This is a genomic window from Micromonospora sp. NPDC000668 (assembly GCF_042897975.1).
Classification (GTDB): Bacteria; Actinomycetota; Actinomycetes; order Mycobacteriales; family Micromonosporaceae; genus Micromonospora.
In genome coordinates, this window is record NZ_JBIAYP010000001.1 from 158,604 (window position 1) to 180,432 (window position 21,829).

General features: G+C 73.4%; 23 protein-coding genes. 18 read left to right on the forward strand and 5 right to left on the reverse strand.

Annotation, left to right across the window (positions count from 1 at the left end; genetic code table 11):
- The first annotated feature begins 18 nt into the window (after positions 1 to 18).
- Positions 19 to 537: an FAD-dependent monooxygenase gene (locus tag ACFY29_RS00730; RefSeq protein ID WP_386982132.1), complete on the forward strand. Its 519-nt coding sequence runs from the start codon at positions 19 to 21 to the stop codon at positions 535 to 537.
- 20 nt (positions 538 to 557) lie between these two features.
- Here ACFY29_RS00730 and ACFY29_RS00735 read toward each other — a convergent pair whose 3' ends face one another.
- Positions 558 to 986 (reverse strand): NUDIX domain-containing protein, encoded by a 429-nt coding sequence (locus ACFY29_RS00735; RefSeq protein ID WP_386982135.1) that lies wholly within the window; start codon positions 984 to 986, stop codon positions 558 to 560.
- 328 nt (positions 987 to 1,314) lie between these two features.
- Between ACFY29_RS00735 and ACFY29_RS00740 the strand changes: the two genes are divergently transcribed.
- The 17 genes from ACFY29_RS00740 (at position 1,315) to ACFY29_RS00820 (ending at position 18,389) form a co-directional block, all read left to right on the forward strand.
- Positions 1,315 to 2,010, forward strand: a complete 696-nt coding sequence (locus tag ACFY29_RS00740; RefSeq protein WP_386982138.1) for an LppM family (lipo)protein — start codon at positions 1,315 to 1,317, stop codon at positions 2,008 to 2,010.
- A gap of 150 nt (positions 2,011 to 2,160) precedes the next feature.
- On the forward strand, positions 2,161 to 2,505 hold the full coding sequence (locus ACFY29_RS00745; RefSeq protein WP_328416277.1) for a hypothetical protein: 345 nt from the start codon (positions 2,161 to 2,163) through the stop codon (positions 2,503 to 2,505).
- Positions 2,506 to 2,516: 11 nt separating this feature from the next.
- The gene (locus ACFY29_RS00750) at positions 2,517 to 3,125 is read left to right on the forward strand and encodes a glycine zipper family protein (RefSeq protein WP_328416275.1); all 609 of its coding nucleotides are present in this window, start codon (positions 2,517 to 2,519) and stop codon (positions 3,123 to 3,125) included.
- A complete protein-coding gene (locus ACFY29_RS00755) occupies positions 3,122 to 3,820 on the forward strand; it encodes a carboxypeptidase-like regulatory domain-containing protein (protein WP_328416273.1) in 699 nt (232 codons plus the stop codon). The genes ACFY29_RS00750 and ACFY29_RS00755 overlap by 4 nt, the downstream gene beginning before the upstream one ends.
- 23 nt (positions 3,821 to 3,843) lie before the next feature.
- Complete coding sequence (locus ACFY29_RS00760) at positions 3,844 to 5,091, forward strand: phage tail sheath subtilisin-like domain-containing protein (protein ID WP_328416271.1); 1,248 nt, start codon at positions 3,844 to 3,846, stop codon at positions 5,089 to 5,091.
- A gap of 1 nt (position 5,092) precedes the next feature.
- Entirely contained in the window at positions 5,093 to 5,575 is a 483-nt protein-coding gene (locus tag ACFY29_RS00765; RefSeq protein ID WP_386982143.1) for a phage tail protein, read from the forward strand.
- 1,612 nt (positions 5,576 to 7,187) lie between these two features.
- Positions 7,188 to 7,433 carry a hypothetical protein gene (locus tag ACFY29_RS00770; protein WP_386982145.1) on the forward strand — a complete coding sequence of 82 codons (246 nt, stop codon included), beginning with the start codon at positions 7,188 to 7,190 and terminating at the stop codon, positions 7,431 to 7,433.
- Positions 7,433 to 8,380: a hypothetical protein gene (locus tag ACFY29_RS00775; protein WP_386982148.1), complete on the forward strand. Its 948-nt coding sequence runs from the start codon at positions 7,433 to 7,435 to the stop codon at positions 8,378 to 8,380. Before ACFY29_RS00770 ends, ACFY29_RS00775 begins: the two co-directional genes overlap by 1 nt.
- Positions 8,377 to 9,987 (forward strand): phage baseplate assembly protein V, encoded by a 1,611-nt coding sequence (locus ACFY29_RS00780; RefSeq protein WP_386982151.1) that lies wholly within the window; start codon positions 8,377 to 8,379, stop codon positions 9,985 to 9,987. Before ACFY29_RS00775 ends, ACFY29_RS00780 begins: the two co-directional genes overlap by 4 nt.
- Positions 9,987 to 10,325, forward strand: coding sequence for a hypothetical protein (locus ACFY29_RS00785; protein ID WP_386982154.1), 339 nt, complete (start codon positions 9,987 to 9,989; stop codon positions 10,323 to 10,325). The genes ACFY29_RS00780 and ACFY29_RS00785 overlap by 1 nt, the downstream gene beginning before the upstream one ends.
- Entirely contained in the window at positions 10,322 to 10,756 is a 435-nt protein-coding gene (locus tag ACFY29_RS00790; protein WP_328416260.1) for a GPW/gp25 family protein, read from the forward strand. Before ACFY29_RS00785 ends, ACFY29_RS00790 begins: the two co-directional genes overlap by 4 nt.
- On the forward strand, positions 10,753 to 13,446 hold the full coding sequence (locus ACFY29_RS00795; RefSeq protein ID WP_386982158.1) for a putative baseplate assembly protein: 2,694 nt from the start codon (positions 10,753 to 10,755) through the stop codon (positions 13,444 to 13,446). Before ACFY29_RS00790 ends, ACFY29_RS00795 begins: the two co-directional genes overlap by 4 nt.
- A complete protein-coding gene (locus ACFY29_RS00800; RefSeq protein WP_386982160.1) occupies positions 13,427 to 13,942 on the forward strand; it encodes a phage tail protein in 516 nt (171 codons plus the stop codon). The genes ACFY29_RS00795 and ACFY29_RS00800 overlap by 20 nt, the downstream gene beginning before the upstream one ends.
- Positions 13,939 to 14,868 carry a hypothetical protein gene (locus ACFY29_RS00805; protein ID WP_328416254.1) on the forward strand — a complete coding sequence of 310 codons (930 nt, stop codon included), beginning with the start codon at positions 13,939 to 13,941 and terminating at the stop codon, positions 14,866 to 14,868. Before ACFY29_RS00800 ends, ACFY29_RS00805 begins: the two co-directional genes overlap by 4 nt.
- A complete protein-coding gene (locus tag ACFY29_RS00810) occupies positions 14,865 to 15,326 on the forward strand; it encodes a hypothetical protein (protein WP_386982164.1) in 462 nt (153 codons plus the stop codon). The genes ACFY29_RS00805 and ACFY29_RS00810 overlap by 4 nt, the downstream gene beginning before the upstream one ends.
- A gap of 19 nt (positions 15,327 to 15,345) precedes the next feature.
- Positions 15,346 to 16,101 carry a hypothetical protein gene (locus ACFY29_RS00815; RefSeq protein ID WP_355608772.1) on the forward strand — a complete coding sequence of 252 codons (756 nt, stop codon included), beginning with the start codon at positions 15,346 to 15,348 and terminating at the stop codon, positions 16,099 to 16,101.
- A gap of 50 nt (positions 16,102 to 16,151) precedes the next feature.
- Positions 16,152 to 18,389 carry a hypothetical protein gene (locus ACFY29_RS00820; protein ID WP_386982168.1) on the forward strand — a complete coding sequence of 746 codons (2,238 nt, stop codon included), beginning with the start codon at positions 16,152 to 16,154 and terminating at the stop codon, positions 18,387 to 18,389.
- A 49-nt stretch (positions 18,390 to 18,438) separates the two neighbouring features.
- On the opposite strand, the gene ACFY29_RS00825 is transcribed toward ACFY29_RS00820, so the two are convergent.
- The 4 genes from ACFY29_RS00825 to ACFY29_RS00840 are packed head-to-tail and all read right to left on the reverse strand — an operon-like array spanning position 18,439 to position 21,824.
- Positions 18,439 to 19,332, reverse strand: coding sequence for a PmoA family protein (locus ACFY29_RS00825; protein WP_386982171.1), 894 nt, complete (start codon positions 19,330 to 19,332; stop codon positions 18,439 to 18,441).
- On the reverse strand, positions 19,329 to 19,958 hold the full coding sequence (locus tag ACFY29_RS00830; RefSeq protein ID WP_386982174.1) for a hypothetical protein: 630 nt from the start codon (positions 19,956 to 19,958) through the stop codon (positions 19,329 to 19,331). Before ACFY29_RS00830 ends, ACFY29_RS00825 begins: the two co-directional genes overlap by 4 nt.
- On the reverse strand, positions 19,942 to 20,841 hold the full coding sequence (locus tag ACFY29_RS00835; protein WP_355608765.1) for a carbohydrate ABC transporter permease: 900 nt from the start codon (positions 20,839 to 20,841) through the stop codon (positions 19,942 to 19,944). Before ACFY29_RS00835 ends, ACFY29_RS00830 begins: the two co-directional genes overlap by 17 nt.
- The gene (locus ACFY29_RS00840) at positions 20,841 to 21,824 is read right to left on the reverse strand and encodes a carbohydrate ABC transporter permease (RefSeq protein WP_386982178.1); all 984 of its coding nucleotides are present in this window, start codon (positions 21,822 to 21,824) and stop codon (positions 20,841 to 20,843) included. The genes ACFY29_RS00835 and ACFY29_RS00840 overlap by 1 nt, the downstream gene beginning before the upstream one ends.
- Between the last annotated feature and the right edge of the window lie 5 nt (positions 21,825 to 21,829).

The window sequence follows — 21,829 nt, forward strand, 5'->3', positions numbered from 1 at the left end:
ATCGTCTACCATCGCGCGATGGACCCGCTCACCGGGCTGCTCGACGGCCGCGTGCCGGACGAGCTGGCGGCCGTCCGGGAGCGCTTCGGCGACTGGCACGCGCCCATCCCGGCGCTGCTGGCGGCGACCCCACCCGAGGTCGTCCTGCGCAACGACATCCACCACCTGGCCGCACCGCTCCCCTCGTACGTGCGAGGACGGGTGGCGCTGCTCGGCGACGCCGCCCACCCGACGACCCCCAACCTCGGGCAGGGCGCCGGCCAGGCGATCGAGGACGCGGTGGTCCTCGGCGCGGTCTGCGCCGCAGGCGCCGAGGGGCTGCCGGCCGCATTGGCGGCGTACGACCGGCAGCGTCGCCCGCGCAGCCAGGCCATCGCCCGGGCCTCCTACCGCGCCGGGCGGTACGGCCAGCAACTGCGCAACCCGCTGGCCGTTACCGTGCGGGACGCCGCGTTACGGCTCGCCCCGGCGCGGGCCGCCCTGCGGGGCATGGCCCGCTACGCCGACTGGCAACCTCCGGCGGAACCGGCCACCTGATCGCCGCCCCGGCCGGTCGCTCAGCGGGCGGTGGTCGTGCCGGCGCCGGCGTACTCGGGTGAGGCGAGGAACCGGGTCAGCACCTCGACGGTGCCGGGTGTGAAGGGGCGACCGTCGAGCACCCGGTCGCCGGGGACGAAGACCATCGCAGCCCCCTCGCCGAGCACCACGTCCTCCTGCCGGGCCCGGGTGCTGCCGGTGAAGTAGTGCTTCACCCGGCCCAGCTCGGGCAGCGACTGCACGGCGAACGGACGCAGCGGACCGTCGGCGCGTAGGCCGGTCTCCTCCCGCAGCTCCCGCTCGGCGGTCTGCTCCGGGGTCTCCCCCGACTCGCCGTGCCCACCGGGCAGCCCCCAGACGTTCGGGTGGAAGGCGGCGTTGCCGTCGCGCAGTTGCAGCAGCAGCTGCCCGTCGGGATCCACCAGCAGCACACACGCGATCACGACCATTCCCGCAGCCTATGCCGGCAGGTGGTGGCCAGCGGTGACCCTGGGCCGCGCCGCAGAGGACCCCGCTCGCGCCGCTCTGGCCAATGGCGGAAACAGCGCCGTGAAACTGCGCTGGGCCCAAAACTCCAGAATAGCCATTTGTGCTGCCGGCGGCCTCATCCGAACGTGACAGCACACCGGTAAGATCGGCGACTGCGTTCTGACTGATCGCTGACTGCTCGTGGTGATAGCGATCACACACACTGAGCCCATGAACAGGAGAGTCAACCGCGGTAAGGCACTCCGCGTCGCGGTGTGTCTCCTCCTTCTCGCCGTTTTGAGCGGCTGCATGCAGCTCAACATGGGGCTCACCGTCAACGCCGACGACACGGTCGACGGGCAGCTCCTGCTGACCGCCCAGAAATCCCTGCTCAGCTCACGGAACAAGAACATCCCGGCGGCGTTCGCGGAGCTGCGACAGAACATTCCCGCGCTGCCGCCCGGCGAGGAGACCGGCTACCAGGACGAGAAACTTTTCGGCACCCAGATCAGTTACCGCAAGGCGCCGCTGGCGGGCTTCGACACCGAGAGCGTCAAACTGGTGCGGGATGGCGATTTCTACCGCTTCACGTTGCCGCTCGACCCGGCCAAATACGGCGGAACAATAGCCCAACAGAATCCGCAGCAGCAGCAGGCATTCCTCAAGTTGATGTCATTCGAGATCTCGGTGACATTTCCCGGCCGGGTGATCGACACCAATGGCATCGTCAACGGCCGGTCGGTCAGCTGGAAGGTGGACTCCAACCAGGACAAGCCGACCGAACTGCGGGCCGTCGCCGAGGCACCGCCGCGACCGTCGGCCTCGCCGGTCGCCGCCGCCGACGGAGGCGGGTTCCCCTGGCTGCTGATCGTCGGCGGGCTGCTCCTGCTGCTGCTGCTCGCCGCGGTGGGCGTACTCCTGCTGCGTCGCCGTCGCCCGACGGCGCCGGCGGCCCCCGGCCCGACCTCGCCGGGCCCGCCCGCCGGCGCGCCCGGGCCCGGCTGATCCATCCGGTGGCCGGCCCCGCCGGCCACGCCCGGCTCCGGCCGCCCCGCGACGACGGCGACCGGCTCCGGTGCTCCCACCCGGGAGCACCGGACCTCACCTCACCACCACCTCATCCCGGTCGCACCATCGCAGAAAAGGGGGATCGCCGTGAACGATCTCTTCACCTGGGCCGCCCTGGGCAGCCTCGCCGGCGCGAGCGCCGCCACCCTACTGGCCACCAACGTCATCGGCGGGCTGATCGGCCCCAGCGGCGACAAGGCCCGCAAGTGGATCGCCATCGGCATCGCACTGCTGCTGTCCTACGTGACCGCGGCGTTCGCCGACAACGCCGGCGGCGAGAAGTGGATCATCGCGTTCTTCAACGCCCTGGTCATCTTCTCCGCCGCGCTCGGCGTCAACCAGATTCCGCCCGGCAACCGGCAGGCGACCCAGGCGTCGCCGACCCAGCTCGCGCAAGGCCGCGAGCCCCGCATCCTCCGCTCCTGGGTCTGAGGAGTGACATCATGATCTTCGGAATCATCAGCGCGGCAGTCCAGGTCGGCTTCGGCGCCCTGTTCGGCCTCCTGGCCGGCGGCCCGATCGGGCTGCTGATCGGCGCCGTCGTGGGCCTGCTGGTCGGCGCGGTCTTCGGCTGGGCGGTGGCCTCCGCCGGGGTGTACGGATCGGACGCCCGCGGCATCCTCCTCTTCGTCGTCGACCACACGTGGAGTCTGCTGAACACGTTCGTCGGGGCCATCTACCTGGCCGTGCACCTGCTCTTCGGGCACTCGCTGGACCGGCCCACCTCGCAGGGCAGCGGCCGGGTCAGCGTGGTGGAGGGGGTCTCGCCCCGCTACGCCACCACCATCGGCACCGTCTGCGCCGGCTCCAGCTCCGGCATCCAGCGGCACGAGGACGTGCACATCTTCCAGGGCCGCCTGCTCGGCCCGCTCTACATCCCACTGGTGCTGGCGAACTACGTGCTGTTCACCATCGCGCCGGTGTGGCTGCTCTACCACGACCACACCAACGCGCCGATCAACCGGTTCACCCGCTACTTCGAGATCGGCGTCTACCCCCACGTCTGGAACGAGGCCATCGCCTACCGGATCCAGGGGACGCCGCCGCGATGACCAACCACGGGCGCGGACCGATCGAGACGGCCACCGCCGAGCTGACCGCCTGGCTGGCCAGCGCGGCGGGGGGACCCGTCCCGATCGGCCCGCCCCGCACCGACGGCGATGCCGCCGGGCTCACCCTCTGGCCGATGGAGCTGCGCCCGGCCCGGCAAACCCGCTCCAGCGGCGCGGTCCGCGAGCCGTACCGGTTCACGATCCGCTACCTGCTCTGCGCGGCCGGGCCGGCCGGGCTGCCCGGCCTGGACCGGGTGCTCACCGCCGCCACCAGCGACGGCAGCTATCCGGTGGTGCTGGAGGCCGGCGACGCCACGCTGTGGACGGCGTTCGGCAGCGCACCCCGCCCGGCGCTGCTGATCGACGTGCCGGCGCAGGTGGACCACCCGACCCCGGCCGCGCCGCCGGTCCTGCAACCGCTGCGGCTGCGGCAGTTGGAGCTGCGCACGCTCGCCGGCCGGGTGGTCGGCCCCGAGGACCAACCACTGGCCGCCATGCGGGTCGAACTGCCCGGCACGGCGTCCGCCACCCGCACCGACCCCGACGGCCGGTTCCTGATCGTCGGAGTCCCGCACGACCCCGAGCAACCGGGCCCGGTCCGACTCCGGCTGACCGGACGAGGGCTCGTGCTCACCGCCGAGGTCGACCCCGCCGAACCCGAGATCGTCATCGTCTGCGCGCCACCGACCCACTGACGCCCACCCGCACAGGAGGACCGATGCCCAGCTACTTCTCCCCCGGCATCTACGTCGAGGAGGTCCCCGATGGCGCCCGACCGATCGGGCCGCAGAGCACCAGCATCGCCGCGTTCGTCGGCGTCGCCCCGGACCGCTCCGCCCAACTGGGCAAGGCGGTGCCGGTCAACAACTGGACCGAATTCCTCCGGCTCTTCGCCGGCGGCGAGCAGGCGGAGAGCACCGCGCTGGCGCGGGCGGTCTTCGGCTTCCTGGACAACGGCGGCGCGCGCTGCTGGGTGGTCAACGTCGGCGAAGGCGGCGCGATCACCGGCACCGGGCAGCGGCGCGGTGGCCTGCAACTACTGGAAGCGGTCGATGAGATCTCCATCATCGCCGCGCCCGGCTTCCACGACGTGGTGGCCCACGAGGCGCTGCTGAGCATGGCCGAGCGGACCCGCACCATGGTGGCGATCTGCGACCCAGCGCCGGACATCGATGACATCTCGGCGTTGACCCGGGTCGCCACGCCGTCCTCCGGCAAGCCCCCCAAGCCCGCCGAGGGCGCGGCCAGCGGTTCCGGCGGCTCGGGCGGTCCCGGTGGCTCGGGCGGTCACGACGGGGCGGCGTACCGGCCCCGGCAGTCCGAGTTCGGCGCCTTCTACTACCCATGGCTACGCGTGCGCGACCCGATCAGCGGGGAGCTGGAACTCACCCCGCCGAGCGGGCACCTGGCCGGCATCTGGGCCCGCACCGACGCCCTGCGCGGCGTGCACAAGGCACCGGCCAACGAGCCGGTACGCGGCGCCGTCGACCTGGGCTACCTGGTCACCCGACCGGAACACGACGTGCTCAACCCCAAGGGCGTCAACGTGATCCGCTACTTCGCCGGCGAGGGCATCCGCGTCTGGGGCGCCCGTACGCTCGCCGCCGAGGCCAGCGAGTGGCGCTACCTCAACGTGCGCCGGCTCAGCATCGCCATCGAGCAGGCCATCGCCAACGGCACCCGGTGGATGGTCTTCGAGCCCAACGACTTCACCCTCTGGCGCTCGATCCGGCGTGACATCGGGGCGTTCCTCACCCGGGTGTGGCGCGACGGCGCGCTGCTCGGGCGAAGCCCGGAGGAGGCCTTCTTCGTCAAGTGCGACGAGGAGACCAACCCGTCGGAGGTCCGTGACGCCGGCATGGTGATCGCCCACATCGGCATCGCCGTCGTCAAGCCCGCCGAGTTCGTGGTGTTCAAGCTGAGCCAGTGGGCCGGCGGCACCGAGACCGAGACGATCGGAGGCTGACATGCCCACCACAGCCACCCCGCAACCGGGTGCCCCGGTCGACCCGTACCGGGCGTACAACTTCAGGCTGCTCATCAACGGCGTCACCAACGGCCACTTCACCGAGATGAGTGGGCTGGAGGTGAACATCCCCGGGCAGCCGTACCGGGAGCACGGCCTGGGCCGGATGCGGATGGTGCCCGGCCAGGCGGAGTACGAGCCGGTGACCCTGCACTTCGGGCTCACCGCGTCCCGGGAGCTGTGGGACTGGGTGAACGCCACCGCCCAGGGCACGCTCAACCGCCGCAACGTCTCCGTGGTGCTGCTGGACTCCGTGGGCACCGCCGAGGTGCTGCGCTGGAACCTGATCGGCGCCTGGCCCACCCGCTGGCGCGGGGCACACCTCAACACGCTCAGTCACGAGATCGCCATCGCGTCGCTGACGCTGCGCTACGAGGGCCTGGAGTTGGAGACCGGCGGTGCCACCGCGCCGACTCCCGCGTAGCTGGCTGGCCGGCCGGCTGCGCTCGGCCGCCGGGGCCGTGCAACGCCTCGCCGGACGGGTCGAGCCCAGCGTCGCGACCGGGCAGCACTCGGTGCGCAGGCCGTCGGACCTGCGCACGGCAGCGCCGCGCCGCTTCGGGGAGCCACCGCAGCACTGGCTGGACCTGGTCGCCGCGCACGCCCCCGGTCTGCTGCAGGACCTGGACCTCGACGTACCTCCGGACGGTCGGGCCTCGACCGACGCTGCCGACACGGACACCGGCGACGGGCGCTACGGCCGGCCCGGCCGCGAGGACGGTGCCGGACCAATGGACCGGGGCCCCGGTGGTCGGACGACCACAGTCGGCCAGGGACCGGGCGAGCCTGGTCACCGGTCCCGGTCCACTGCCGACCCGCAGGGTGGGTTCGGAGGGCCGACCGGGATCCCAGGTACGGGTGGGTTCGAGGGGTACGACGCTGCCGGCGGGCTCGGTGTCCCTGGCGGCGCGTTCGGCGAGCCTGCCGGTACCGACGGCCCTGCCGCCGCTGGTGAATTCGGCTGGCGTGACGCTGGCGGCTTCGGAGAGCCCGGCTCGGCGGACGGGTCCGGAAGGCACGGCCCGGCAGGCGGACCCAGTCTGGCTGGGCGGTTCGGAGTGCCCGGTGCTGCCAACCGGTTCGGAGGATCGGGCGGGTGGCGGGCGGGTGGCGGGTCCGGGCACTCCGACGACCCGTCCGGCAGAGGTGGTGGACTCGGCGGATCTGGGCATGGCACCGCCGGTTCGTTCGGTGCCGCCGACACGTTCGGCAGGGGCAGCTCGTTCGGCGCCTCCGATGCGGCGGGTACTTCTGGCACCGCCAGAGTGTTTGGCACGGGGATGGCGTTCGGCGTGGCGGGTGGAGCGGCGCTCGATGGGACACTGCCGGCCCGACTGCGCGTCCGTCGCGGGTTCGACTCGGCGGCTGGGTCGGGTGCACCGGCGGGGTCGACTACGTCGGCGGGATCGGGTGCGTCGGCCGGATCGGGCGCGTCGTCGGGACGGGGTGGATCGGCGCAGCTTGGCGCGTCCGGCGCGGTTGGCGGGATGGCCGGCGACAGGTCAGCGGCGTCTGGACGGGAGAGGGAGGCCGTTGGGCCATCCCGGCCGATGATCCGCCCGGCGGTCCCCGGCCCACTCGGCTCGCCTCCAGGCACCGGCCCCGCCGACCGCCGGACCGAGCACCCCAGAACGGCCTTGACCACTCCCCAACCCACCCCCGCGCGCGGTTCGCGGGAGTCGCGCCAGTTCTTGGAAGATTCCGGGCCCCCTGGGGGCACGTTCCCTCCAAGATCTACAGCTGCGTTTGAGAGCGCCTCGGATGAGTGGGACGGAGGACACTCCTCGGCGGGCGGACGCGGGTTCTCGGCGAGACCGGGTGGGCTCGAAGCGAACGAGGACGGGTTCGGGATCGGCCGCAGCGGGTTCGGGGCTGGCGGTGACCCGACAGGATTCGGGGTTGGCGGCGGGCGGCTGGGCGGGGTTTCGGCGGCGGGTGGTGTGCCAGGCGGGCGGGACCTGGGCGAGGGCGACGGGCCAGCCGGGTGGACGGGTCCGTCGGGTACGGGGCCAGAGACGGGCGCCGGCCCGATCGGCGTGGCCCGCGCCGCTGGCCGCGGTCCCTGGCCGGCCCTGCCGGACGAGCCGGCGTCGCCCGGACACCGGGCCGGCGAGGCGGAGCCGGGTGGATCGGGGCCGGACCTGATCGGCGGTGGATGGTCGGCGGTGGCCAGCGGCCTGTGGCCGGCGCTGCCGGACGACCGGCCGCTGTGGACAGTGCCCGGTGAGGCGCTGGACGCGGCACAGCTGAGCCGCCTGGATCGGGAACAGGCGGGCGACTGATGGAACGCGTCGCCTTCCTCATCGACTCCTCCGGCGAGCGGGTGGACTGCCTGCTCAACCCGGAGACCGTGCAGGTGACCCGACTCGCCGGGGTACGCCATCGGGGTGCCGCCGGTGGGCAGCTCACCGGGGCCGGGCTGGCGGACGACCCGCTGGTCTTCACCGGTGGCGGCCGGACCGAGCTGGTGCTCGACCTGCTCTTCGACGTCGACTTCGTAGAGGCGCAGGTCCGCCCGAGCGACGTACGGGTGCTCACCCGGCCGCTGTGGATGTTGGCGGAGAACTCCACCGCCGAGCACGGGTGGCTGCGGCCGCCGCTGGTCCGGTTGGTCTGGGGCAAGACCTGGAACGTGCCCGGCGTGATCATCGCGGTGGCGGAGCGGTTCGACGCGTTCACCGGCACCGGCTCGCCACGGCGCTCCTGGCTGCGACTGAAGCTGGTCCGGGCGGCCGAGACGGCCGACCAGGCGGAGGCCGGCTTCGCCGAGGAGCTGGCTGCGGCGAACACCCCGACCGCCGCCCCGGGCAGTGCAGTGGTCGCCGCCGGTGACGGCGCCGCCGAGCCGGGGCGCTCCGGGGTGCGCTTCGATCTGCTGGCCAACGACGCGCTCGGCTCGCCGCTGCGCTGGCGGTTGCTGGCCGAGCACAACCGGATCACCGATCCGCTGGCGGTGCCGGCCGGCACCACACTGGCCGTTCCGCCGGCCGGTGCCACCCCGGCCGGCGGGATGGCGGGCAGCGGGTCGACGCTGGCTGGTGCGGTGGCCGGGGTCGCCCGGGCGGTGGCCGGCGCGGTCGGTGCTGGCGCGTCGTTCGTGGGCGCCTCGATCGCCACCGCCCCGGCGGCCTGGGGTGCGGCGACCGGAACGAGGACCACCCCAACACCGACCGGCGGCAACCCAGGCAGCACCAACCCCGGCGGCACCACCCCGGGCGGTGCGCCGTGACCAGCGTCGCGCCCCGGGCGCTGACCGTCCTCCTCGACGGCGTCGAACTGGCCGGCGCGGCCCGCCAGCGGGTCCGCTCACTGCGGGTGGCCGCCCGGCTCGACCAACCCACCCAGGCAGAGCTGGTGCTCGCCACGACCGCCGGGGGCGGCGCGTTCGACCCCCCGGTGCGCCCCGGCACGGCGCTCGACCTGCGGCTCGCCGATCATCCCGACGCGCTGTTCACCGGTGAGGTGACCTGCGTGGAGGTCGAGTACGCCGCGGACGGCGCCGCGGTGCTGCGGCTGCGGGCGTACGACGCGTTGCACCGGCTGCGCAAGCGACAGGGGCTGCGGGTCTTCACCTCGGTGACCGCCGCCGAGCTGGCCCGGGAGCTGTGTGGCGAGGTCGGGCTGACGGTGACGGCGGAGACCGACGGGCCGCGGCTGGAGCGGCTGCTCCAGCACCGGCACAGTGATCTGGAGCTGCTGCGCGAAGTGACCGGCCGGGCCGGGCTGCACCTGGCCGCCGACGGCGACGGGGTACGTCTGATCACCCTCGCCGGGTACGGCGAACCGGTGAAGCTGGCCCTCGGCGCGAACGTGCACACCCTGCGGCTCGCCACCAACCTGGACCAGGCCAGCGGCGCAAGCGCCGCGTTGGGCTGGCACCCGCAGCGGGCCGAACCGATCAGCCAGCAGGCCGACGAGGCGCGCTGCGGTCGGCCGGCGGGCGACCGGCCGGACCCGGCCGACGTGGGCGCCGACGGGGTACGCACAGCGGTCGACCAGCCCGGCCGCAGCGACGACGAGCTGGCGGCGCTGGCCCAGGCCCGGCTGGACACCCGGGCCGCCGCGCTGGTGACCGCCGAGGGGGTGGCCGAGGGCGATCCGGCGCTGCGACCCGGCCGGCGGATCGACCTGAGCGGCGTACCGGACCAGGTCGCCGGGGCGTACGTGCTGACCGAGGTGGTGCACACCGTGGACGGCAGCGGCCACCTGACCCGGTTCTCCACCGTGCCACCGGCAGCCCCGCCAACAGGAGCCGGCGCAACGGGTGGAGCGGCCGGCGCGGTGGTCACCCTCGGCACCGTCACCGACGTCACCGACCCGGACGGGCTGGGCCGGGTCCGGTTGACCCTGCCGGCATACGGGGACCTGGACGTCGGTTGGCTCGCCGTGCTCTGCCCGGGCGCGGGGCGCGGCAAGGGGCTGGTGGCTCTCCCCGATCCGGACGACACCGTGCTGGTGGTGCTGCCCGGCGGCGAACCGGCCTCGGGCATCGTGCTCGGCTCGCTCTTCGGCGCCGTCGAGCCGTACGACGCGGGCATCGACGACGGCCGGGCCCGCCGCTGGACACTGCGCACGGCCGGCGGGCAGTCGATCGTGGTCGACGACGTCCAGCGCAGCCTGCGACTGGCCACCGAGGGTGGTAGTTGGCTGGAACTCACCCCCGATCTGGCCACCCTGCACGCGGCGACCGACCTGGTGATCTCCGCGCCCGGCCGGGCCATGGTGGTCCGTGCCCGCAGCGTGGACTTCCTGCACGCCGAGTCGACCGAGGACCCGATCACCGCGGCCGAGCAAGCGCGTGCGCTCGCCCGCGCACACCACGAAGGAGGCGGCTGATGCGCTGGATCCACCGCGACTCGATGATCACCTGCGACCACGACGGCCGGGTCGAGAACCGGCCGTCGCAGCGGTGGGTGACCGTCACCGGCGTGCCGGTGCTGGTGGACGACGACCCGGAGGGACGGAAGATCATCGCCTGCCCGAACTACGGACCGACCATCAAGCCGTGCACCACGACGGAGACGTTGCGCGTCGGCTACAGCGAATGGCTGCGGGTCGACGGGCACCGGGTGGTGCTGGACAACCTGGAGGGGTTCACCAACGGCACGCCGCCCAACGCGGTCCACCACACGGTGCGCGACCCACGCCAGCGATTCCTGGGGGCGGACCGGTGAGGGCTTTCCGCTTCGTCGGCGCCGGCTTCGACGCCGGCCGGTCCGGTGGGTTGGCGCTCACCGCGGCCGGCGGCCTGGCCATGACCGAGGACGACGAGAGCGTACGCCAGGCGCTGTTCCTGCTGTTGTCGACCACGCCGGGCGAGCGGCTGATGCGGCCCGGGTACGGCTCCCGGCTGCACCGGCTGATCTTCGCGCCCAACGACGACACCACCGCCGGGCTGGCCATCCACTACGTCCGGCAGGCCATCGCCCGCTGGGAGCCCCGGGTCGAGGTGATCGACGTGGACGCCGGGCCGGATCCGGACGACGCGTGGCGGCTGGTGATCCGGCTGGACTACCGGGTCCGGGCCAGCCTGACGCCCGGGCAGTTGGTCTTCTCTGTGGACCTGCTCCCGATCGACGAACCGGCGCAGGAGGGACCGTCATGACGCTGCCCGTGCCGCACCTGGACGACCGCGCGTTCCTCGACCTGGTCACCGAGGCCCGGGAACGGATCCGGCAGTCCTGCCCGGCCTGGACCGACCTGTCGGCGCACGACCCGGGCATGGCACTGGTGGAGGCGTTCGCGCACCTCACCGAGGTGATGATCTACCGGCTGAACCAGCTGCCGGAAAAGGCGTACGTCTCGTTCCTGAACCTGCTCGGGGTGGCCCGGCACGCGCCCACCGCGGCGTGGGCGGACGTCCGGTTCACCCGCAGCGGCACCGACCGGGGCGCCGTGCGGATCCCGGCCGGCCTGCGGGTCGCGGCGGCCCGCGGCGCCGATCCCCGGCCGGTCGTGTTCGTCACCACCGAGCCGGCGCTGCTGCCCGCCGGCGAGGCGTCGGTGACCGTGCGGATGCACCACTGCGAGCCGGTCGAGGCGGAGCTGCTCGGCACCGGCACCGGCCAGCCGGGCCAGGTGCTACGGGCGGCCCACGCCCCGCTGGCGCACACCGCCGAGGCGCTGGACCTGCTGCTCGGCGTGGAGGTGCCGGCCGGCACGGTGGAGCTGGGCGCGGCGGCCCGCGAGCACGACGGCCGCACCTTCGAGATCTGGCGGCCGGTGGACAGCTTCGCCGGGCTCGGCCCGCAGGCCAAGGTGTACCTGGTGGACCGCTGCTCCGGCACGGTCACCTTCGCTCCCGCCCTCGACCTGCGGCCGCCCGCCGGGCCGTCCCACCCCGACACCCCCGGCGAGCCCACGCCGACCGATCCGGCCCCGCCCGCGGATCTCGCGGCGGGTGATCCGGCGCGGTCGCCGGTGACCGTGGCGGCGGTGCCGCCAGCCGGGCGGCAGGTGCGGCTCTGGTACCGGGCCGGCGGCGGGCCGACCGGCAACGTGGCCGCAGGCACCCTGACCAGCCTGCGCGACCCGCTACCCGGCGTACGGGTGGACAACCCCGCGCCAGCGGCCGGCGGGCGCGAGATGGAGGCGCTGGAGTCGGTGCTGCTGCGCGGCCCGTACGAGTTCTTCGCCCAGCAGCGCGCGGTCACCGCCCGGGACTTCGAGGTGCTGGCCACCAGCTCCGGCGCGGTGGCGCGGGCCCGCGCGTTCACCCGCGCCGCGGTGTACAGCTTCGCCCGGCCGGGCGAGGTCGAGGTGGTGCTGGTGCCGTACGTGCCGTCGACGGCCCGCCCGGGTGGCCGGTTGCCGGTGGCGGTGCTGCGCGAGCACGAGGTGCCCGAGGCGCGGCGCCGGGTGGAGGCGGACCTGGAACAGCGCCGGATGGTCGGCATCCGGTCCCGGGCGACCTGGGCCCGGTTCAAGGCGGTCTCGGTGCAGGCCCGGGTGGTGGTCCGGCGGGAGGAGGACGTGGACGCGGTCCGCCGGCGGATCCACGACCGGCTGCACCAGACGCTGAGCCCGCTGCCCACCGCGCTCAACCCGACCGGCTGGCCGTTCGGCGAGCCGCTGCGTGCGTCCAACGTGTACCGGCTGCTGGAGCACGCCGAGCCGGGTGTGCGCTACGTCGAGTCGGTCCGGTTCGTGGTCGACGAGGCGCCCGACGCCGAGGTGCGCGCCCTCGCCGTCGACCAGTACCAACCTCGCACCTGGTACGCCGGGCGGGGCGCGGTGCTGTTCCGCTCCAGCAACGCCGGCGCGGGCTGGGAGCCGGCGGGCCGGTTCGACGGCGAGACGGTGCTGCGGGTGGCGCCCGCGCCGGCGCCGGTACGGCCGGGCATCGTGCCACGTCCCGGCTCGGTGGCCGTGGTGACGCTGCGCGCCTCCGGCGGGTCCCGGGTGCACCTGAGCACCGACCTGGGCGAGACCTGGTCGCTGCTGACCGACCTGGATTCGCGGATCTCCGACGTGGCCTGGCTGGACCGGGACGGCGCGGGCGCGCTGCTGGTGGCCACCGACACCGGCCTGTACGAGGTGTCGCTGCTGCCCGGCGCGGTGCCCTTGCAGATCCTGGTCGATCCGTCCGACGCCGACAGGGGGTTCTACGCGGTGCGCGCGTTCGTCTCCGAACGGGGTGCGCCCGGCGTCGCGGTGGCCGCGCAGGCGGGCTTCGGGGTGTACCTGTCGACCGCCGGCGGCCGGCCGGGCAGCTTCGCCCACGTCGGTCTCTCCAACGTGGACAACCGGGTGCTGGCGGTGCAGTACGACGGCCCGGCCACGCTGCTGTGGAGCGGTGCCGGTGAGCCGGATCCGAAGAAGCCCGGCCAGGGCTGCCACCGCACCCGGTTGTTCGAGTCCGACGTGCAGTGGCAGACGGTGCAGGGCGGCTGGATCGGCGGCACCTGCCGGGACCTCGCGTTCGCCGGCCCCCTCGCTGTGGCGGCCACGCAGAGCGGCGGGGTGCTGCGGCTGGACACCCTGGCCGCGCAGCCGCAGTGGCAACCGGTGATGGTCAACTGCGGGCTGCCGCTGCGCGACCGGACCCGGTTCGTACCAGTGGACGCGATCGCCGTGAGCGGCAGCGCCACCACCGGCGCCGGTGGCCAGGCGGTGGAGCGGCTGATCCTGGCCGGCGGCGAGCGCGGGGTGTACCGCAGCGCCAGCGCGGTGGACTGGACCGCCAGCGCCAACCAGGCCACCGCCGACGTGGTGACCGTCCCGGACACCTGGCTGCTCTGCTCCGGCGAGCACAACATCGAGGTGGTGCGGCAGGATGCGACGCTCGGCGATTGAACGGCTGCTGCCCGCCGCCTACCAGCGGGCCTGCGTGCCGGGCAGCGTGCTCTGGGCACTGCTGGAGGTCATGGAGGAGCTGCACGCCCCGGACGAGGCCATCCTCGCCGAGGTGGACGCCCTGTTCGACCCGTACCGGGCGCCGGACGGGCTGGTCGCCCAGCTGACCCGCTGGGTGGCGATGGACCACGTCGTGGCCTCGCCCCGCCCGGACGCGCCGCTGCCGTTGCCGGTGGGCCGGCTGCGCGACCTGGTGGCCAACGGGGCGCTGCTGGCTCGTTGGCGCGGCACCCCGTACGGGATGCGAAGAGCTCTCGAGGTGGCTACCGGGTTGAGTGGTTTCGCCTTGGACGAACCGGCCGAGCAGCCGTTTCACGTCGTGGTGCGGGTACCGGCGGCCGCCGCCGGCCAGCTCGCCGTGATCACCCGAATCGTCGAGGCGGAGAAGCCCGCCTCGACCACCGTCGAGATCGTCGTCGCAGAGGAGTCGTCATGACCACCGAGTGGGCGGTCGTCGCCGCCGCCGAACAGTTCACCCTCGACCCGCGCAACAGCGGCGAGTTGACCTTCACCGTCTCCAACCCGGGCAACGCGCCGGACACGGTGGTGTTCGACGTGGCGCCCGGCGACGGCTCCCAGCGGGCCTGGTTCACCGTCACCGAGCCGCAGCGGGTCGTGCCCGGGCAGGGCTCGGTCTCGTTCCTGGTCAAGCTCGCCGTGCCGGCCGGCACCCCGCCGCGGCGCTACGACATGACCGGGTTCGCGTACTCGGCGAACACCGCGCCGGAGGAGAGTTCCCGCTCCAGCGGCCGGGTCACCTACGAGGTACGGGCGGTCGCCCCGCCACGGCGTACCCCGTGGCCGTGGATCGCCGCCGCGGCGGCGCTGGTGCTGGTGGTGGTGACCGTGGGGGTGGTGCTGCTGACCCGCGGCGGCGACCCGGACCCCGGCGAGCCACGGGTGGTCACCCTTGAGGCGGAGAGCCTGGTGGACGCCGCCGTGGTGGAGTCACCGCGGACCAGCGGGGCGGTCGTGGTGGCGCAACCCAACTGCTGCGGAGTGACCTGGTCCGGGGACAAGCAGCTGTTCTTCCAGGGGCTGGCCATCGGCGACCAGGTCACAGTCACGGTGCAGATCCCGGCCGACGGCACGTGGCGCTTCGCCGCCGTGCGCACCACCTCGCTCGACTACGCCAACACCGTGTTCGCCATCGACGGCAACCAGGTCGGCGGGGCGTTCCTCGGCTTCACCCCGACGGTGCAGAAGACGGAGTTCCTGGACGTCGGCACGGTTCGGCTGACCAAGGGTCCGCACCGGGTCACCCTGCTGGTGGTGGGCAAGACGCAGGGCACCAACCGCTACTTCGCGGGCGTCGACGAGATCCGGTTCACCGAGCTCGTGGCGCAGGCCGTCGCGCGATGAGTGGCCGGCAGAAAGCGCTGCTGGGGCTGCTCGCCGTCCTGCTGGTGGCGCTGTTCGTGGTCGCGGTCGGCGCGGGCCGCGACGACCAGGGTGATCCGGGGGCTCGGCACGGGCTGGTCGAGCGGTTGGGCGCGCTGGGCGCCGAGCGCTCGGCCGTCGACCCGGCCACGGTCAGCGCCGACTGCGCCGACGAGACCGGCGTGCTGGTCTTCTCCGGTAGCTGCGTGCTGCGGGTCGCCGACCCGGGCGGGCTGCGCACCCTGGTGCTGCGCAGCGGGGCACGGTTCACGGTCGTCGCGCCGGCGCCCGGCGACGCCGAGCTCACCATCCGCGACGAGGTCGAGCCGGCGGCGGACGGCACGGGCGCGGTGGCGAAGGTCGCCGTCGACCAGGCGACCGAGGTGGCGGTGACCTGTCCCGGTCTCGGTGGCTGCACGGTCACCGTGGCCACGTCCTGACCGAGAAGGCGGTGCCGCCGTGGGCGACCTGCGCAAGCCGTTCCTGCTGCTGGCGATGCTCGCCGTCGTCCTGGCGATCGGGGTGGAGTTGGGCGCCGGGCTGCTGCTCGGCGGCGCTGACGCCGGCACGGCACTGGTCGACAGTGCCGGCGACCTCGACGTGGAGCTCGACGACGTGTCCGGGGTCAGCGAGCCGTCCGGCCGGGGCACCGGCTACCTGGCGTTGATCGACGCGGTGGCGGTCTGGAGCACCGGGCTGTTCTGCCTGGGCCTGCTGCTGCCCGAACGGATCCAGGGCCGGGTGCAGGGCGTCGCCAGCCTGATCTTCTCGGTCATCCTGATCATCGTCGGGCTGATCGCGCTGATCGTGGCGTTCGTGGAACTGATGATCATGGTGTCGTTGTTCCTGGCCGTTCCGTTCGGCACGCTGGCCTATCTGGCCCTGTGGGGGTTCTTCCCAGTCGGCGAGGCGGCGGTGCTGCTCGGGCTGGTGCTGCTGCTCAAGCTGGTCTGGGCCGGGTTGCTGGTGCTGGCCCAACCGCGTTTCCTGCAGAACAAGGGCCTCGTGCTGCTGATCCTCACCACCCTGCTGTGCACGGTCGTGCTGGAGTTCCTGCACAACCTGGTGCCGGTGATCCTGGTCAGCATCGTCGACGACGTGGCGGCGCTGGTCTTCGCGGTGATCGCCATCATCTGGGGGCTGGTGCTGCTGATCGGTTCGATCCCGGCGATCGTCAAGGCCGTCCGGGTGACCGCCACGCTGCCCACCCGTTGACGTTTCGGCGATCGGCACCGCCCCGGTGGATCGTCTGTGATCCTGGCGGCGTGGACGGGACGCCGGCGTGCGACGCAGTGGAGCTGCGCGTGCACGGCGTCTCCGGGGTGACCGCGGAACGGATCCTCGATCACCCGATCGTGGTCCGGGTCGCCGGGGACACCCACGCGGGCTTCTTCCGACCCCGTCCGGGGAGCGGCGTAGCCGGTGGGGCCACCCCCGGAGTCACCGTTGAGGCGTACCACTGGGGATCCCTGACCGCCGGCGCCGCGGTCCGGTCGGCCTCGATGCTGTTGCTGCTGCCCTTCATGCTGGGCAACCTGGCCATCTGGCTGCGGCCGCCGGGGCAGGACCGGTGGGGGTTGCTCGGCGTGCTCTGCCGGCTGCTCGCCGGCACCCTCACCGCCACCTTCGTGCTGGCGATCGTGGGCGTCACGCTGGATCTGATCGGCTGGCAGTGCGTGCCCTACCCCGGGTGCCGGGCCAGCCGCCCCTACCTGGCCTGGCTCTACACGCTGCCGTCCGGCCCCCGGCTGGCTCTGCTCGCGCTCGTCCCACTGCTCGCGCTGCGGGTCGTCTGGGCGATCGGCGTCCGGTCCGCGCGGGCGTTCGAGGGCTTCGGCCCGTCGTCCGCGCAGCCGCCCGCCCCCGGTCAGACCGAGGGCCTCGAAGACGCCGGTTTCTGGTACGACGAGCGGACGATCGGTTGGCTGCGCCAGGTCCACGTGGCGCTCGGCGTCGGCACACTGAACGTCAGCCTGCTGGCGGGCATCTCGCCCGGCGGCGTCGGCGTATCCGGGCACATCGTGCAGTTCGTGGCGGCCGTCGGGCTGCTCGTGTTCTGCGTGGTCCTGCTCTGCCTGCCCGTGCCCGCCACCACCGCGTGGACCCGGCGGTTACTGCGATCGCTGTGGACGGCCACCGCGGGGGTGAGTGTGCTGTGCCTCGGCTCCGCCGCCCTCGCGGGCGCGGCACCGTCCGGGTCCGGCAAGCTGCCCGGGTACGAGGGCGCGGCAGCTGGCGTGGTCGCGGCCCAGGGCGTCCTGCTCGTCGTGCTCACCGTCGTGACGTACGCCCGCCAGCGCACTGCCGGCGCCCACGCCCGCCACTTCCTGCGCGGGCTCGGCACCCCGATCATGGCGGCGTCGGCGGTGAGCGTCGGTGCCGCCTTCACCGCCACCCTGGTCTACCGGACCGCCGACGCCCTCGACCACGGCGACATTCCCGATCCGATCCGGCCCAACGCGTCGAGCCTCGGCCCGCTGGAGCCGCCGGTCGCCTACTGGTGGGCCGCACTCGCCGGGCTCACCGCGCTGCTGGTGGGCGCGGCGGCTGCCTCGGCCACGCTCCTGCTGAGCCGGCAGCGGCGACGTCGGCTGGCGGCACGCGTCGTGGAGCGGGACTACCCGAACGTGCCGGCGCAGGAGCAGAAGCGGCTACGCCTGGTCCGGGAGACCATCGCCCGGTCCCGGTTCACCGAGGAGCTGGGACCGGTGCTCATCGCGTTCCTGGTGATCGCGTCGCTCGGGCTGGTCACCGTCGCCCTGGACCTGATCGGGATCGGTCCCACCCAGCTCGCGGCCCGGCTTGGCGGACACGGTGGCGCGCTGGCGGTGGTCGCCGCCTACGTCACCGACGCGGGTGTGTGGGTGATCAGCCTGCTGGTGATCTGCCTCATGGTCCTCGGTTTCCGCGCCTACCGGTCTTCCCAGACCCGCCGGGTGGTGGCGGTGCTGTGGGACCTCGGCACCTTCTGGCCCCGCACGGTCCACCCGTTCGCGCCGCCCAGCTACGCCGCCCGCACCGTTCCGGAGTTGGCGAAACGGGTCACCGGGCTCGCCGCACACGGGCCGGTGATCCTCTCCGGGCACAGTCACGGCTCGGTCCTCGCCGCCGCCACCATCCTGCAACTACCGCCGTCCGTGCTGTCCCGGGTCTCGCTGCTGACCTACGGCTCGCCGCTGCACCGCACCTACGCCCGGCTCTATCCGGCGTACCTGGGGCCGCAGACGCTCTGCGACCTGGGCGAGCGGATCGGGTGGCGGTGGCGGAACCTGTGGCGGGACACCGATCCGATCGGCGGGCCGATCTTCCCCGGGGCCTCGGACACACCGCCGTCCTGCGCCGACCCGGCAGCGGACGACGTCGACATCCGGCTCCGCGATCCCCGCAGCCTGACCATCGACCCGGCGGATACCGTGCCGCCCCCGGTCGAGCGGCACTGGCCGTACCACACCCAGGCCGCGTATCAGGCGGCGGTCCGCGAGCTGACCGATCGCTCCCGCTGACCACGCCCACGGTCGGTCGGCGTCGGCGCCCCGGGCGTGCACATCGGCCTCAGGGCACCGCCCCGACCAGGGTCGCAGCCCGGTTCCGGTCGAGCGTCCCGTCGGCCACCCACACCCGGTACCGGCCGTGCCGGGTCTCGCCGGCCGCGACCACGGCCGGCCGGTCGAACGCGAACGCCACGCAGACCCCCGGGTACATCGCGGTCCGCACGAACCACCGGTCGCCGCGCCCGAGACCGGCGAAGACCAGGGTGTACGCCCCGCCGCCCGGCCCGACGCCGGTCAGCGCGAGCCACGGCGCCGCACTGCCGTTGACCGCCTCCTCCCCTTCGGCGTCGGCGGTGAACACCGCCGGTTCGCCGTCGGCGGCGGCCCGCCAGAAGAACCCGCCATAGCCGGCCCCACCGGGGCGACCGTTGGTGGCCGGGCTGCCCAGGCGCACCTCCCGGTCGCCCGGGGCGGTGAGGGCGGAGTCCAGGTCGAGCCGCCAGGCGTCCGGCGCCAGCGCCGACGCGGCGAGCCGACGCCGCTCGGTCAGCAGCGTCCGGCCGGCACGGTCACGCCACTGGAGGTCGTGCGCGTACCGGTCCGGGGCCCGCTCGACGTGACCGGCGTGCGCGATGACCCCGTGGTCGTCGCGCCAGGTGTAGCCGACGTCGCGGACGTAGGTGCGTCCACCCCAGAGGTTGGTGCCGTTCACGTCCTGCACGGCGAGGGAGGCGCCGAGGTGCCACACGTGGTCGGCGGGCAGGGCGTCGGTGACGACCGTGCCGCGCAGGGTGCGTACCGGGTGCAGGTACGGCCGGGGACCGTGCCGCACGTCCAGCTCCGGGTCGAGCACGTACCGGGCCACCTCCGTCCCGTCGACCAGCAGCCGTGCCGGTTCCTCGGTCGTGGTGGCCGGGTCGGTGGCGCTGTGGCCGGACGGGCGCTCGGTGGTCATGGCAGCTCCGGGTGGGCGGGGAGCGACCGGCGACCGGCGACGGCGTACAGGGCTGCCACCGTGTAGCCGGCGAGGATCGGCACCGCCACCGGCGTGACCAGGACGCCGAGCAGCCCGGCCAGCGCGGTCACCCCGCTGAGGGCGGCCCAGCGGGCGGGCTGGTCGAGGCAGGCGCGGGCGGCGGACCGGGCCGCCGCCCACCACCGCCCGCCCCCGTTCCCGCCCACCTCGACGACGACCAGCCCGGCCCACCCGGCCAGGCCGGCCGTGACCAGCGCGGTCAGCAGCAGCGCGGGCGGGCCGCCCGGCACCCGGCCGGTGGCCAGGGCGGCCAGGTCGGCGGCGAGCAGCCCGGCCACGGCGACCGCCAGCAGGCTGACCGGCACGCCGGGCAGCACCGAGCGACCGAACCGGCCCAGGGTGGCCCGCGCCGGCGGCCAACTGCCGGTACGGGTCCAGTCGTGCACCGCCGCGCTGGCGGTGCCGACCGCCGCGGCGGCGGTGACCAGCGGTGCCGCTGCCAGCACCAGCAGGATGCCGAGCAGCGCCAGGTCGGCCGCGTCCCGGGCGACGTCGCGCCAGTCCCGCCGAACGCCGGTGTCCTCCGGCTCAGCCCTTGATGCCACTGGTGTTGATCCCCTCGACGAGCATCCGCTGGAACGCGACGAAGAACAGGAAGACCGGCAGAAGCGACAGCACCGACATGGCGAACATCGGCCCGACCGCGCTCTGGCTGGTCGAGTCGATGAACAGGGTGAGCGCGACCGGCACGGTGTAGTCCTCCAGTTGGGAGAGGAAGACCAACTGCCGGAAGAAGTCGTTCCAGGTCCAGATGAACGAGAAGATCGCCGTGGTGACCAGCGCGGGACGGCTCAGCGGCAGGATGATGTGCCGGAAGATGCCGAACGGGCCGGCGCCGTCGATCCGGGCCGCCTCGTCCAGCTCGCGTGGGACGCCCCGCATGAACTGCACCATGAGGAAGACGAAGAACGCCTCGGTGGCCAGGAACTGCGGGATGAGCAGCGGCAGGTAGGGCCACTCGCCGCCGACCAGCCCGAGCGTCCGGAACAGGATGTACTGCGGCACGATCAGCACGTGTTGGGGCAGCAGCAGCGTGCCGATCATGACGGCGAACCACATGCCCCGCAGGCGGAACCGCAGCCGGGCGAAGGCGTACGCGGCCAGCAGGCAGGAGAGCCCGTTGCCGACGACGGTGAGGAGGCTGACCATCGCGCTGTTGAGGAAGAACCGGCCGAAGCTGACGTCGAAGTTGGACCACCCGGCGGTGTAGTTGCCCGGGGTGAACCGCTCGGGCAGCAGCCCGACGTTGTTGACGATTTCCTCCTGGGACTTCACCGAGGTGCCCAGCATCCAGATCAGCGGGTAGAGCACCACGGCGACGATCGCCACCAGGATCAGCAGTCGCAGTGCCGATCGTCCGCCGGTGCGCCGACGCGCTGCCGGCGCCGGCCCGGTCGGTACGCCGGCCGTCGGGGTCACCGCCACCATCACCGGTCCTCCCCGTCGGAGTAGTGCACCCAGAACCGCCCGGTGCTGAAGAAGATCGCGGTGATCACCGCGATGGCGAGCAGGAACACCCAGGCCATGGCCGACGCGTAGCCCATCTCGAGGTCGGTGAAGCCGGTGATGTAGAGGTTCAGCGTGTACATCAGGGTGGAGTCGACCGGGCCGCCGGTGCCGTTGCTCAGCACGAACGCGGCGGTGAACCCCTGGAAGCCGTTGATCGTCTCCAGCACCAGGTTGAAGAAGATCACCGGGGAGAGCATCGGCAGGGTGACGTTGCGGAACTGGCGGAAGCGCCCGGCACCGTCGACCGACGCGGCCTCGTACAGCTCGGTGGGCACCTGCTTCAGGCCGGCCAGGAAGATCACCATCGGCGCGCCGAACTGCCAGATGGCCAGCACCATCAGCGTCTCCAGGGCCCAGTCGGGGTCGTTGACCCACGGCTTGCCCTGGATGCCGAAGAGGCTCAGCAGCGAGTTGAACGCGCCGTCGCGGTTGAACATGTTGACCCAGACGATGGCCAGCGCGACGCTGCCGCCGAGCAGCGACGGCAGGTAGAACAGCCCGCGGAACAACCCGACCCCGCGCCAGGCACGGTTGAGCAGCAGCGCCACGCCGAGCGCCGCGGCGAGCTTCAGCGGCACGGCGACCAGCGCGAAGGTCAGGGTCACCCGCACCGCGTGCCAGTACGACGGGTCGGCGGTGAACATCCGTTCGTAGTTGGCCAACCCCACCCACTCCACCTCGGAGAATGGGGTGAGGATGTCGTAGTTGGTGAAGCTCAGGTAGAGCGACAACAGCATGGGGACCGCCGTGACACCCATCAGGCCGATGAGCCACGGCGACAGGAAGACGTACCCCGCCAGACCTTCGCTGTGCCGGATCCGTCCGGGCCCGCGCCTCTCGGCGTGGGCCCGGACGGATCCGGGGCCAGGTCGGGTCGGGTCGGGTGCCGTGGTCAACGCCACGAACA